This is a genomic window from Dyella lutea, from assembly GCF_024158035.1.
In the GTDB taxonomy this organism is placed as follows: domain Bacteria; phylum Pseudomonadota; class Gammaproteobacteria; order Xanthomonadales; family Rhodanobacteraceae; genus Dyella_A; species Dyella_A lutea.
On the sequence record NZ_JAMZEK010000003.1, the window covers coordinates 400,021 to 413,161 of the forward strand.

Consider the following 13,141-nt stretch of genomic DNA (forward strand, 5'->3'; position numbering starts at 1 on the left):
GTTCGTCTACCGCACGACGTCCCTGCTGCCCGACGCGTAACTGTCGGAACGTACTACGAACGTTCCTCGTTGGTCAGAGAGTATGCGAAATCCTGTGGAATCGGCTGCACGGTAAACGTCGGCCCCATCTTCCTTCGGCTGACTTGAGGCGCTCGTGCAGGCGAGACCCGCAGGGGCCATCAGGTCATGCCCCTGGTGCTGCGAGGTCCCCTTTGGGCAGGCGATTTTCTGATGCCCCCGTACCGCTAACTACGTCGCCTTTTTCAAAAAGACCACGTTACCGCGTCATCCTTTGAGGCGGAAGATCAGGCGAGACCCATGGCTGAACGTAAGTAATTGAAAAATATAGTGTATTATAGGCTATCTTGGGGCGACAGGGTTAAGGGGGCGACGACAATGCGGTTAGCCTGAAACCGCCCCTCTGTGCATGGAACGCACGAATGAGCCGCAAGCGCAGCCGCCTGACCTGGACCTGGGACGACGAGCGTCAGGAATTCACGACGCCATCGGGTCGCATTGTGACGCTGACCAGCATCGCCCAGATGCTGGCCGACCAGCGCGACAACCGGCACGACTACACCGGGCCGTGGGCTGGTTGGAAGATGCGCGGTGACGCGCTGATTCCTCCCGGCCACGGTCCGGGCTCGCCCAGGTTGAAGCCGAACACCACGAAGCTGTTCCTGCGTTGGATTGCGGACGCTATCTCAGGCGATAAAGCCCAGAACACGCGACAGGCCGACCGTCCGGTCCAATGGCCTGCGTGTACGTCGATCCACTGACCTGCACGACGGTGCCGCCGATGCAACGCTCCGAGGGAGCCAAGCGGCGGCGCTGCAAGTCCAAGGCGGCCTGTCGCTGTGCCTCGGTAGCACGCCGGGCGGATTCGCGGCGCAGGCCCATAGGGTCAGGATCCGAGGCAATCGAGAGCACCTGGCGGATCGCTTCGGCCTGCGCCTGTGCGGCTATACGCTGCTGAACCACTGTGGCGACGGCAACCAGCCCGCTGAAGACCTGCAAAGCGCAGAGCACGCCCCAGAACACACGACTATCCATGTTCGAACCTCCCTTCCCTGCGCCCAGCGTAAGAAAAAGCGGGTTCGGCGGGAAGGCATCGTCCTGAGGTATGAGCACAGAGGGAGTGCGGCCGGGATGGAGGGGTTGCTCCGACTAAGGACTACGGCCGGCCTGGGGACGCCCCTCCGGGGCTCGGGCTACGCCCACAGACCCACATATGGCAAGACATCAACACCCTTTTGCCATTTTTGCGTTCTTGTAATCGTCAACAAGATCATGAAATCGCAAATTAAGAGCGGTCGCTTGAGATAGAACAGAATCTGCTATATGAAAGTTTTGCTGATAAGCAAGCAGCGTCTCATGACTGGATAAAGAGAGCAGATCATTGTAAATGTCTCTTATCTTTTTTTCCTGTGACTTAAGCTCGGGGAAGTCGGCAACGAGTTCAACCAGCTCAGTGTCATTAATCAGCTCAGCTTGTCGGCGAACTCGATCTATACTTACCCTTAGCCTTTCCATTGCATTTAATGCTTCAAATACCTTTGCCAACAATACGGACTTTCTATCAAGAAGCTCCACTGCTTGATTAAAGTTGTAACTTTTTCTTGAAATTCTGTATGCAAAAGCGGCAATTAGTATTGAAATTAACGATGAGATGGAAGAAATCCAGAATGATGCATCTAAATAAAATGGGGATTTCATGAGGCAGACTCCGCTATAGCTACTACACCGATGTTTGGCCGCTCAAGACCCATGGCATCGTAAAGAAATGTCATCACTGCGGTTTCAACACACTTGGACGCAATAGCAACCTGCGTTAAATCTGTAGATGTGACGTTATGAACCTTTGTGACATGTGCGATTGCCTTGTCTGCCATCTCAAGTGTGTGGCAAATGGCATTGTTAACAATCAAGGGTGAATGGCCATCTAGCACAGAGCAAAGTCCATTTGGTGTAACTTTGGATAGTGGGATGTCTTTATATTTGAAGCTCTCAATTACAACATCGTCCAAGCGTCCCTTTCTATCTGCCAGAGTGTTGTTTTGTGAGTTGCGCTTCACGCCAAGAAATTCGACAAGGCATCGAAGATTAACAAGCCCTGCCTCAACGAGGGGATTCAATAACGAATAAACGCCACCCTCCATGACAATCTCGCCGCGTATTAAAAGTGTTGCGGGCAACTCGTTCTTGTAGGATTCGCAACGAATGTAAATCTGAGTGGACGCATACAATATCGCATTGCCTCGCAGGCGATGCGGAATTATTGAACTTAGAAATTGATTGCTTTCCATCAGGCGGACCTTGCAATCGCTCATGTCGAAGTGAGCAAGACACTACCAGTGAAGCATGATAGATAACAAGCAAAGAATCCCTTTTTATATGCCTAATTTAATTAAGATTACCGAACGGATTTACCCCCAAAGGCATCCGCATTCCACGAACCCGGCTCACCTGGCGCTGTGTAGGACTGCGCGCCGACGCCACCTGGCCAGCCCGTTGAACCACCTGAGGCCCCGGCCCCGTTCGCAGGGTCTTTGGGCGCCTGCTGCGGCTGGTTCGCCTGGCTGGCCTGCTGCCCCTGCAGGGGTGCGCTGGCGGGGCGCCTGTACGGGTTATAGACCCCGTTCGCCGCGATCGATCGACAGATCTTCTTGTCCATCTCGTAGCGCGTGCCCTGCTCCGTCATGCAGCTGCACCGGCCATCGTCCACGGCGATGCAATACACCTCCGGGTCGGCCACCACGGGCCGGCTGTCATAGGCCGGCGCCGTCCATGGCTGGCCCTCGATCCGCGGCTTGAAGTAGGCGACCAGGTCGTTTGGCCGCGTGCTGGTGCCGCCGCTGCTGATCGACAGGCCCTTGCTCGGTTCCGCTTTCGCGGTGACGGGTGCCTGCGGCTTCGGGGCAGGCTTGGGCTTCTCCGGGCTGAAGAATGCCCACACGCGCCATAGCAGGAAGCCCAGCAGGGCCACGGTCAGCGGTAGTGCCCACACGAACCACGGCACGCGGATCTTGGTCGTGTCCATCACGGTGGACTCGTACAGGTTCCGCTTCATCACTTCGGCCGGGTACTTCCACGGCTTCTTGATCTGGCTGTTATTGGTGTTCTCCGAGAACTTGTCCCAACACAGGATGATCGCGGCCTTGACGCCCATCTTGCGGCGTACGTGTTCGTGCCACTCGACCAGGCCGAGCACAAAGCCGTCCACCTGCTGCTTGGCCTGCTGACAGATCAGCAGGAAATCGAAGGCGCGATGGCGGCGCGTGGCCAGCGCTTCGACGTACGCCGGCACCTTGGCCCCGGGCATGCGACGCGGAAACGCCGAATAGCATTCATCGACCACCACCACGGCACCGTCCGGCAGGCTCTGCCAGTCCTTGGGATCGTCCAGCGGGAAGAACCCGGCCGCCGCGTAGTCGATCCCGCGCACGCCGTGCACGTAGAACGCCCTCCCCCGGGAGTGGGGACCGGCGCCATCGCTCGTCGATATGCGCCGGCCCCTTCTCCGTCAGCTACTGATAGGTGGGGTGCGCTCGCACCGCGGATGCCACGACGTTGGCCGGCAGGCGGGCGGGGAACGCGACATAAGTGGCGCCCTCCTCCTGCACGCTGGCTCGCATGCCAGGCGGTGGCCCCAGCCGCTGTGCATCGATGGCGTCGACGAGGGCCCGCAGCGTGCCAGCGTCGCGGTAGATGGCATCGCCGATCGCCGGCAGCGTGCCGTCGGCGAACTCGGCGTCGCCGCTGCAGGTCACCACGTCACCATGAGCGCGAAGGCTGTCGAGTAGCTCGTGGATGGCGTCGAGCTGGTCGAGCGTGATGCCGGACATGTAGCGCTCGTCGGGCTCGCCCGTGGCCGGCTCGGTGGCATCCACTTCGCCTGATGCTGCGCCTTCGCTGGATGTGTGTTGTGCAGGTCGCTCGTCGAGTAACTGCGCGATGTGTGTTTCCAGCCAGGCCAGGTTGCTGGCAATTTCGCTCAGGTGAATTTCCGTGACGACGTCCTCGGGCGCTTTCGCCTGACGTTTTCGTGCCAGCCGAGCCAGTAGCGCCACGTCCAGGCGCAGCTTTGCGAGTCGTTGCAGGCTGTGCGCGGAAAGAACCTCGCTTGCGCCTTCCTGATCTTCCGAATCGATGGTGGACATGCTTGCCTCCTCGTTCCATGAAGTACCCGTGCGCCAGGACGGCGACGGGAAGTCGGGAGGCTAGAAACCGCAGGTAGCCGGCGGGCGTATTCCCCTTTCGGGTGTTGTATTAGCCGCCCTCCCGACGCAAGCGTCACGTCGGTCTGCGCCCGCAAATGCACAGGCACAAAAAACCCACCGGTTTGACGGAGGTGGGGACCGCTACCTGGGGAGTTTCTAGGCTCCTTGCGACCGAGTCTCCTACCGCGGTGTGGGTGAGTCAAGGCGAATGGGTTGGCCATCAAGCATCGCGACCGGTCACTTGCGAGGACGGTCGCTCTGCCCTCCTCCACATGAGGCTGGCCTGACCTGATGCCGCGTCTGAGCGAGCGGCCGCGTCGCGCCATGTGACTGCTCGCGTGTGCAACAAGGCTTTGTCAGCCAAACCGCTTCCACCACACCCGCTTCCCCGGCTTGTCGCTGCCCGGATCGGGATCAGGCGCACAGGTACTGCCAGACGCAGATGAATTTGTCGCCGCCACGATGGCGCGGTTGACGGTGCCGTACAGCGCTTCCGAGATGGATTCGTAGGTCGCCTGGTCTTCGCCGTCGAAGCCAAGATCGTTCCATGAGCCCATACCTCCGAAGACCCACGCGGACTGCGCCGCCGACAGCAGTTGGATCGCCGCCAAAGGAAGCAGCGATGGGTTGGCCAATTCCTTGTGGAACGCGTGGACAGGCGACGGCGCCGCGAGATCGTCCAGTCCGTTCGCAAAGCAGACGGCGAAGTTGTCCAAGCCCTGCTTGGATGCGAACGCCTTGATGCGCACCAGCGCCTCACGCAACTCGTCTCGAAGTGCCTGCAGGTCGATCGACTCATCGGCGCTTGGCGGCTGGTTCCTCGCCACTCTTCCGTACGTCACCTGCCATATCCGCCGGTCCGCACGCTCCCGGTCGCCCACTGTCCAGCGCGACTCCCAGGAGTCGGAGCCACGTGGCCTGCTCGCCTGAATCTGCCAACGCCCACCCCCTCCGATGAAAGCGGCGAGCATGCGGTCGGGTACCCCGTTTGGGTTGGTGCCTCCGGAGGGGCCATGCGACAGGCGCAGTTCGTTGAAACCCCGCTCCTTGAGGTAGCCAAACCACGCGGTGGGATCCTCAGCCACCGTCCGCTCGGACCAGCCTGTCGGCGTGCTGGCCAGGTCGACGAAGCGCACAAACTCGCAGAACGTCATCGTGCTGTGCCCGTTGTCCAGGCCCGTTGAGCTCACACCTCTTAGCGCTGCATTTCCTTCCAGAACGAGTGCGACGGCGTGGGCAATGGTCCCTTGCATGTTGGCTCCTTTGGGCGCTTGAACTGAGCTGCCAATGATGCCGCCTGACACCGTCGCTCTGTGAGTTTCTGTGCGGTTTTGGCCAACCGAGACGACGCGATAGCGTGGGTCAGTCGCCGACCCTTGGATGTCATGCGTGGAATTGAAGCAAGCCGCTTGAGCGGCGCCACTATCCGGGAGCAATATCCTCCGCCAGCACACCTGCCGTCTGCCGATGCTCCGGTTTTGTTGATGGCAGTGGACATGGCGGTGACGTGTTCGGCATCAATGAGTTGATGGCTCCCACGTGACAGGAGAACGGGAATGGACGACCGAGGCTGCGGTACAGAACCCACTTCCTTGAGCGGGATCCGGCGGGGCGTATTGGGGGATCGGATCGTAAGTCGGGTGCCGCGGGCTTTCACTCGCAGGGCAAACCGACCGGCTCATTCGAGTCTTTCACTGGCTCGACCGGCGCTCACTTTGGCCGTGCTGTTTTGCTGCGCTCTTTCGCAAGCCGCGACGCCTTCCGGCAAGGCTTCGCAGGGCAAGCTCACGCTGTTTCAGGGCGCGACGCTTATCGACGGGACGGGCGCCCCGCCCCGGGCCGACATGGACGTTCTTGTCGAGGGGGAGCGCATCCTTCGCGTTTTGCCGGATGCCGAACTTGCGCCAGCAGTACGGGCCAAAGCGAAGGCGATCGACCTGCATGGGCGCTTCCTGATGCCTGGAATGATCGACGCGCATGTCCATCTGGCCACCCCGCCAAACACTCGGCAGGCCGAAGCGATTTTGCGGCGCGATCTGTATGGAGGTGTGACCGCGGTTCGCGATATGGCCGACGATCTGCGCCCGGTGGGAGAGCTCACTCGTGCCAGCCTGGTCGGCGAGATCCCCGCGCCCGACATCTACTACGCAGCGCTGATGGCCGGGCCCGACTTCTTTACGGACGAACGCGCCGGCCAGGTCTCCGTGGGTGGCACTCCGGGCCACGTGCCCTGGATGCAGGCCATCACCAAGGACACCGAATTGCCCCTGGCGGTCGCGCGGGCGAAAGGCACGTGGGCAACCGCCATCAAGCTCTATGCCGATCTTCCTGCAGACCTCGCCGCTCGGATCACCGCCGAAGCGCATCGACAGGGGCTGCTGGTGTGGGCGCATGCCACGCTCTATCCCGCCAAGCCCTCGGACATGGTGGCTGCTGGAGTCGACGCGATATCGCACGCCTGTCTGCTCATTCGTGAACCGGATGCACACGTGCCCGGTTGGAACGATCCGCATGCGCCGGTCGACCTGACGAAGTTTCGCCATAGCGACAACCCGGCACTGGCTCGTCTTTTCAACGAGATGGTGCGGCGTGGCACGATCCTCGACGCGACGCTCTGGGCATACAGCGCCGATACCGACGGTTCGACCACCATGCCTCCACTGCCACCGGGCAGTTGCGACGACACCGTGGGCGGTGAGATCACCGCTCAGGCTTACCGGGCGGGCGTACCGATCGACGCCGGCACCGACTTCATCGGTGACTGGACCGATCAGTGGCCGGATCTTTTTCACGAGCTTGCCACCCTGGCGGCTAAGGCCGGCATGCCGAACGATGCGGTCCTGAAATCGGCCACGCTCATCAGCGCCCGCGCGGCCGGGCAGCAACGCGACATGGGCAGCATCGAGCCGGGCAAGCTGGCCAACATGGTCGTGCTCGCGCGCAATCCGCTCGCTGACCTGAAGAATCTGCGCTCGGTGCTGATGACCGTCAAGCGGGGACGCATCTACACGCGCAATGCGTTCGTGCCTCTGACGAAAGACGACATCACCGACCGTTAGCTGCGGCGATCCGGATTTCGCGCGTGGTCAGGGTGCTAGGTACTAGGCAAGCGCGTCGGCGGCGAAACGCGGAGTACTGGATGACATCACCGTTGCCTGGCCTCGTCTTCTTACGGGGTTGAGCTCTCTGCGTGCGGAGCACTTTGCGTATAGCGCAGAAGTTGCTCTTGGCGTGGCGCACGACGTCCGTGCCAGCAGCGACATCCAGGCATTGGCATCGATTTTTCGTTGACGTCATCGCGTTGGCGCTGGCGTTCGCCTACTGGCAGATGGCCAAGACCACTTTGGCGCGTGGCCGCGATCGCGATCCCAACACCGAGTGGGCGCTGCGCTGAGGAGTGCCACAGCGGCCTTGGGGCGCCTTAACCACCTACATATGCCGCCAACTCATCCGGCGTCCCCTTCGGAAACGCCTCCCTCAGATAGTCCAGAAACGCCGAGACGCGCGCGCTGAGCAGGCGGCGGGTGGGATAGAGCGCCCACAGTTCGATCTCCGGTCCGTCCACCCTGCCCCACTGCACCAGCGTGCCGGCAGCGAGATCAGGGCTGGCGAGCGACAACGGCAGGCGGGCGGCACCGGCGCCCATGCGCGCGGCATCGCGAACCATGAGCAGGGATGACAGGCCGATCACCGGCTTGGCGATGAGCGTGGACGGCCCGGTGGGCGTGGTCATCGTCCAGGTTTCCGTCGGCTGCACCGCGCCGCGGACGATGACTGGCACGGGCTCGTTGTCTGCGGTCTTGGCCAGGTTCGCACTGGCGACGACCACCAGTCGATCGCGCAGAAAGATACGTCCCACCAGGTTGGCGTCGGGCTCGGGATTGACGCGAATGACCAGGTCGTAGGCCTCTTCGATCATGTCCACGGCGCGGTCGTCGGCAGTGATCTCCAGTTGCACCTGCGGAAACCGGAGCGCGAAGCCGGCCGCGAGCTTGCCCATCGCGGTCTGTGAAAAGAGCAGCGGCGCGCTGATGCGCAAACGCCCGCGGGCGGTGTGGCCGCCGGAGGCGATGGCCGTAGCGGTCTCATCGAGCTCGGTGAGCAGGAGCGCCGTGCGTTCGTACAGGGCGCGGCCTTCTTCGGTGAGCTTGAGCGATCGCGCCCCACGCTCGAACAGGCGCAGATCCAAGCTGGCCTCCAGTTCGGCCACACGCCGGGACAGCGTGGCCTTGGGCCGGCCCGCTTCGCGCGCGGCCCGGCCGAACCCGCCATGGCGGGCCACGAGGTTGAAATCGGCAAGCGCGAGCAGATCCATGTGTTCCAACCATGAGACGAGGCGTCCCATTTTAGCGGCTATGCCTGCGAATTTGGATCGATAGCATGACGAGTGTGTTCCCAACCCACCCACTCGGAGTACATGCCATGACCATCCTCGTAACTGGTGCCACCGGCCGCGTCGGCCGCCACGTCGTCGATCAGCTTGCCCAGCGCGGCGCCGCCGTGCGGGTGCTCACCCGCGATCCCGCCAAAGCCACCTTCCCCGCCGGCGTGGAGGTGGTGAAAGGCGACCTGCTCGACCTCGACGCTCTGCGCGCCGCCTTCGACGGCGTCAGCACCCTGTTCCTGCTCAATGCGGTGACCGGCGACGAGTTCACCCAGGCGCTTCTCACGCTCAACGTGGCCCGCGAGGCGGGCGTGAAGCGGGTGGTCTACCTGTCGGTGATCCACGCGGACCGCTACGTCAACGTGCCGCACTTCGCGGTGAAATTCGGCGCCGAGCGCATGCTGCAGCAGATGGGCTTCAGCGCCACGATCCTGCGCCCGGCCTACTTCATCGACAACGAGCACATGATCAAGGACGCGGTGCTCGACCACGGCGTCTACCCGATGCCGATCGGCCACAAGGGTCTGGCGATGGTCGATGCGCGCGACATCGCCGAAGTCGCTGCGATCGAACTGATCCGCCGCAGTGAAGGCCCGGACACGTTGCCGATCGAAACGATCAACGTGGTCGGCCCGGACACGCTCACCGGCGCGGACGTGGCGGCTATCTGGACGGACGCGCTGGGACGCCCGGTGGTCTACGGCGGCGACGACCCCGCCGGGTTCGAACAGAACGCCGCCGGGTTCATGCCGCCCTGGATGGCCTACGAGATGCGGCTGATGGCCGAACGCTGGGTCAGCGACGGCATGACCCCGGAACCGGGCGACGTGCCGCGCCTGACCCAACTGCTGGGGCGGCCGCTGCGTTCGTATCGCGGGTTTGTAGCGGAGGTTGCAAGGGCGGCCGCCTGAGCTTCCTTCACGGTGCCCGTGCGGCAGGCTATGTGCAGCGCGGGCATCGATCGGAGCGGGTGAGAAAATCGCCTCGGGTCAAATGACCTCGCTTTTTCTTACCCCCGATAACGCCGACTAATCGTGCACATCAGGCACCTACAATCACAACCATGTGAGGACTTCTCAACTCGTCATCGACGAAGCGGTCGAAAAAAGGCTCGAACATCCTCGACTAAAAGGTGTGGCTGCTCCAGCGCGGCAAAGTGGCCACCGCGGGGCATGGTCGTCCAACTCTGAACATTGAAGACGCGCTCCACCCACGATCGCGGTGGAGTGGGCAGTTCGCGCGGGAAAACGGCCACCCCCAATGGCGTGGCAACTCGTTCTGACGCCTCGAAAGCCAATGGACGAAGCCGGTTTTCTTTGTAGATTCGAAACGAGGCATCCAGCATCTGACCGAACCAATAGATGGATACGTCGGTCAGCAGCTCATCCATGGTGAAGACACGCTCGATGTCACCGTCGCAATCGCTCCATGCGCGGAACTTTTCCACAATCCATGCCGCCAAGCCCACGGGCGAGTCGGTCATCGCATAGGCCAATGTCTGAGGTTTTGTCGCCTGTTCGGCCGCATAGGCCCCCTCCGCACTTGACCACGCAGCAACCGTTTCAAGATAGGCCTGCTCTTGCGCTGTCACCGGAGGCTGGCCCGCGCCCAGTGGGGGGCGGTAACTACCCGGAATGTAGTTGATGTGGACACCGATGACCTGATCGGGAAAGCGGCGTGCCAGCCACGTCGACACCCCGGCTCCGATGTCGCCACCTTGCGCCGCGAAGCGTTCGTAGCCCAGCCCTTTCATGAGCTTGAGCCACCATTCGGCAATCTTGAATGCGCTGGTACCCGGTGAAGCGGGAGCTGCGGAAAAACCAAAGCCCGGCAAGGAGGGGACGACAACGTGAAAGGCGTCGGCGGGATCGCCACCGTGGGCGCCCGGATCTGCAAGTAACGGAATAACGCGCTCCATCTCGGTGAAGGAGCCCGGCCACCCGTGCGTGAGCACCAAAGGCATGGGCGAAGGTCCATGGCCCGGCTGATGGATGAAGTGAAGCTCCTGTCCGTCCACCGTCCCCATGCAGTGGGACAAGCGGTTCAGACGCGCTTCCTGAGCGCGCCAGTCAAACCGATTCGACCAATGATCGACCAGACGGCGCATGAAGGTAAGGCTCGCCCCGTCATCCCAGTTGCCGCCATCCATCGCGGCGGGCCATCGCGTCGCACGCAACCGCCTTGCAAGGTCTTCGATGCGCTCATCAGGGATGTTGATCTTGAACTCGCGCGGATTCATCGCTGGTACTCCGACACCGCTTGCATGTAGAAACGACTCGTTCGCGGGGGCTCCCCATGTTTCAGGAGCAGTCCGGCCGTCTGGTGTCGATTTAGAGCCAGCAAAATGGTCTGCTCCGGGAGGCACACGTCCTCGACCAAGGAAATCGCATAGTTATGATGTCGCTGTGATGGTGATTGATCGCAGGAATAGCGGGCAATTGGATGTGACGGCGATCTTCAGAAGTCCGCTACTTCAGATGGTTGGACTGAAACATCGCGCTCAGCGCATCGAACACTGCTGAAGAGCGCTGCACACGTGCAATCGTTCGCGCACCCTCGGCCGCCGCAGCTACCGCATTTGCGAGTGACGCAGCGCGACTTCGAGAGATTGCACACGCGCGGAAGTGATCGGCGATGATGTCGGTGGTCTCAACAAAGCCACGCGAGACACGCTGGGTCAGGTCAGCATCGATAGATGGCAACTCATTCGCGAGATTCTGCATCAGGCATCCATACTCATACCCAGTAGATGCCATCTCGGCCGCGAATGCCTTGAAGAGTTCGCGGATGAATCCAGCGGCGTCCCCCGATGTCCGTGCAGATATCTGACGCAACACGCTCTTCCGGGCGTCGACATAGTGATCGATCGCCTCTTCTGCTAGCTGCGCTTTTCCCCGCGGGAAGTGAAAGTAGAACGATCCCTTCGGGGCTCCGCTCTCCGTGAGGATCTGTGTCAAACCGGTCGCGGTGTAACCCTGGATGCGAAACAGGCGTTCGGCCGCTGCAATCGCGCGTGACCGTGCCTCGGTCCTACTTGTCATCGGTTGATCCTTCCGCAGCGCTGAGTGCGAAGATATGTCGATTGACATAGTATGTCAATCGACATAGTATGTCGCTCGCCATAGTCACGCCGCCCACTCGCCGCCCTCAGACCTGCAAGCGCTCGATACCTTTGGCCGAGCTGGTGTCTGAGCATTCTCCGAACTCCCCGCACGATCCTCAGGAGAAGTCGAAATGACCCTTCCGTCCTATGCCACAGGGCAACTACCTGACCGGATCCGATCTCGCCTTATCCCGAGAGTCAACGGGCTCGATATGCATATCCTCGAGGCTGGCCACGAGCGCCCAGGCAGGCCTTTGTTAGTGCTACTGCACGGCTTCCCCGATCTAGCCTACGGCTGGCGCTTCCTGCTTCCGGTCCTGGCTGCGTCCGGATATCACGTCGTTGCGCCTGATCTTCGCGGATATGGCCGAACCACTGGGTGGCAAGATGCCTACGACACTCCACTGGCGCCTTTCAGCCTTCTAAACATGGCGCGCGATACGCTTGCCCTGGTCTCGGCCCTGGGGTACCGGCAAGCAGCAACGGTGATCGGGCATGACATCGGCTCGCCTGTATCGGCTTATTGCGCGCTCGCCCGACCCGATGTCTTCCGTTCTGTCGTGTTCCTGAGCGCGCCGTTTCCGGGGCCTCCGACCTTTCCTTTCGATACTGCACAACTGGACATGTCTTCAGTCATCCCGGGTGCCGGAACAAACAATCTGGCTGCAGCCTTGAGCGCGCTTCGCCCCCCTAGAAAGCATTACCAGCACTATCTAAGCTCACGGCAGGCTAATGTGGATATGTCGCATCCCCCACAAGGGTTGCATGCTTTTCTCAGGGCGTTCTACCACGTCAAGAGCGGCGACTGGCCTGGAAATGACCCGCATGTCCTGCCGGGCAGCAGTGCTGAAGACTTCGCCAGGATGCCCACGTATTACGTCATGGACCTCGAAAAGACGATGCCGGAAACGGTTGCCCCGTTCCATCCGTCAGTCGTTGAGGTCCAGGCCTGTGCGTGGCTCACCGAGGCCGATCTTGGGATCTATGTCGAGGAATTCAGGCGCACGGGCTTTCAGGGCGCATTGCAGGCTTATCGTGTCCTCTCGGATCCAGCCCTGAACGACGAACTCCGCCTGTTTTCGGGTGGGACCGTCGACGTGCCGTCCCTCTTCATCGGTGGTGAGAAGGACTGGGGAACGTATGCGACCCCGGCTGCCCTCGAACTGATGAAGACCAAGGCGACCACCTGCCTGCAAGGCGTTGAGATGATCGACGGCGTCGGCCACTGGATTCAACAGGAACAGCCGATTCGACTGAGTGAGCTCCTGCTTGACTTCATAAACGACACAGGTCGAACGCAATAACCATGGGAGCGATGGCATCAACGCATCGCATTCTTAAAGGGCTGACTAGCGCGGTCTGCACCCCCATCGCGACCATCGATGGAGGCATGCGCCTCGCCTTTGCCGCAGCTCAAGCTGAAGTGTTGCCCGA

General features: G+C 61.4%; 13 protein-coding genes. 5 read left to right on the forward strand and 8 right to left on the reverse strand.

All coding sequences use genetic code 11. The features are described 5' to 3' along the window. Positions 1-440: 440 nt before the first annotated feature. A complete protein-coding gene (locus tag NC595_RS14050; RefSeq protein ID WP_253567439.1) occupies positions 441-779 on the forward strand; it encodes a hypothetical protein in 339 nt (112 codons plus the stop codon). A gap of 463 nt (positions 780-1,242) precedes the next feature. On the opposite strand, the gene NC595_RS14055 is transcribed toward NC595_RS14050, so the two are convergent. From NC595_RS14055 to NC595_RS14075, 5 genes are all read right to left on the reverse strand, one after another. Continuing rightward, positions 1,243-1,716, reverse strand: a complete 474-nt coding sequence (locus tag NC595_RS14055; RefSeq protein WP_253567441.1) for a hypothetical protein — start codon at positions 1,714-1,716, stop codon at positions 1,243-1,245. Further along, positions 1,713-2,306, reverse strand: coding sequence for a hypothetical protein (locus NC595_RS14060; RefSeq protein ID WP_253567443.1), 594 nt, complete (start codon positions 2,304-2,306; stop codon positions 1,713-1,715). Before NC595_RS14060 ends, NC595_RS14055 begins: the two co-directional genes overlap by 4 nt. Before the next feature lie 107 nt (positions 2,307-2,413). Continuing rightward, a complete protein-coding gene (locus tag NC595_RS14065) occupies positions 2,414-3,454 on the reverse strand; it encodes a zonular occludens toxin domain-containing protein (RefSeq protein WP_253567444.1) in 1,041 nt (346 codons plus the stop codon). A gap of 73 nt (positions 3,455-3,527) precedes the next feature. Beyond that, positions 3,528-4,160 carry an XAC0095 family protein gene (locus NC595_RS14070; protein WP_253567446.1) on the reverse strand — a complete coding sequence of 211 codons (633 nt, stop codon included), beginning with the start codon at positions 4,158-4,160 and terminating at the stop codon, positions 3,528-3,530. Between the two features lie 416 nt (positions 4,161-4,576). Further along, the gene (locus NC595_RS14075) at positions 4,577-5,473 is read right to left on the reverse strand and encodes a hypothetical protein (RefSeq protein WP_253567448.1); all 897 of its coding nucleotides are present in this window, start codon (positions 5,471-5,473) and stop codon (positions 4,577-4,579) included. Between the two features lie 468 nt (positions 5,474-5,941). Here NC595_RS14075 and NC595_RS14080 point away from each other — a divergent pair, with 468 nt between their 5' ends. Both NC595_RS14080 and NC595_RS14085 read left to right on the forward strand, forming a co-directional pair. Next, positions 5,942-7,279: an amidohydrolase family protein gene (locus NC595_RS14080; protein WP_253568342.1), complete on the forward strand. Its 1,338-nt coding sequence runs from the start codon at positions 5,942-5,944 to the stop codon at positions 7,277-7,279. 167 nt (positions 7,280-7,446) lie between these two features. Further along, a complete protein-coding gene (locus NC595_RS14085) occupies positions 7,447-7,614 on the forward strand; it encodes a hypothetical protein (RefSeq protein WP_253567450.1) in 168 nt (55 codons plus the stop codon). Positions 7,615-7,641: 27 nt separating this feature from the next. Here the strand turns inward: NC595_RS14085 and NC595_RS14090 are convergent, their stop codons facing one another. Continuing rightward, positions 7,642-8,535: a LysR family transcriptional regulator gene (locus tag NC595_RS14090; protein WP_253567452.1), complete on the reverse strand. Its 894-nt coding sequence runs from the start codon at positions 8,533-8,535 to the stop codon at positions 7,642-7,644. Positions 8,536-8,642: 107 nt separating this feature from the next. Between NC595_RS14090 and NC595_RS14095 the strand changes: the two genes are divergently transcribed. Continuing rightward, positions 8,643-9,515, forward strand: coding sequence for an SDR family oxidoreductase (locus NC595_RS14095; RefSeq protein WP_253567454.1), 873 nt, complete (start codon positions 8,643-8,645; stop codon positions 9,513-9,515). Between the two features lie 173 nt (positions 9,516-9,688). On the opposite strand, the gene NC595_RS14100 is transcribed toward NC595_RS14095, so the two are convergent. Further along, positions 9,689-10,843 (reverse strand): epoxide hydrolase family protein, encoded by a 1,155-nt coding sequence (locus NC595_RS14100; RefSeq protein ID WP_253567456.1) that lies wholly within the window; start codon positions 10,841-10,843, stop codon positions 9,689-9,691. 229 nt (positions 10,844-11,072) lie between these two features. Continuing rightward, the gene (locus tag NC595_RS14105) at positions 11,073-11,645 is read right to left on the reverse strand and encodes a TetR/AcrR family transcriptional regulator (protein WP_253567458.1); all 573 of its coding nucleotides are present in this window, start codon (positions 11,643-11,645) and stop codon (positions 11,073-11,075) included. 193 nt (positions 11,646-11,838) lie between these two features. Between NC595_RS14105 and NC595_RS14110 the strand changes: the two genes are divergently transcribed. After that, positions 11,839-13,011: an alpha/beta fold hydrolase gene (locus NC595_RS14110; protein ID WP_253567460.1), complete on the forward strand. Its 1,173-nt coding sequence runs from the start codon at positions 11,839-11,841 to the stop codon at positions 13,009-13,011. Positions 13,012-13,141 lie beyond the last annotated feature (130 nt).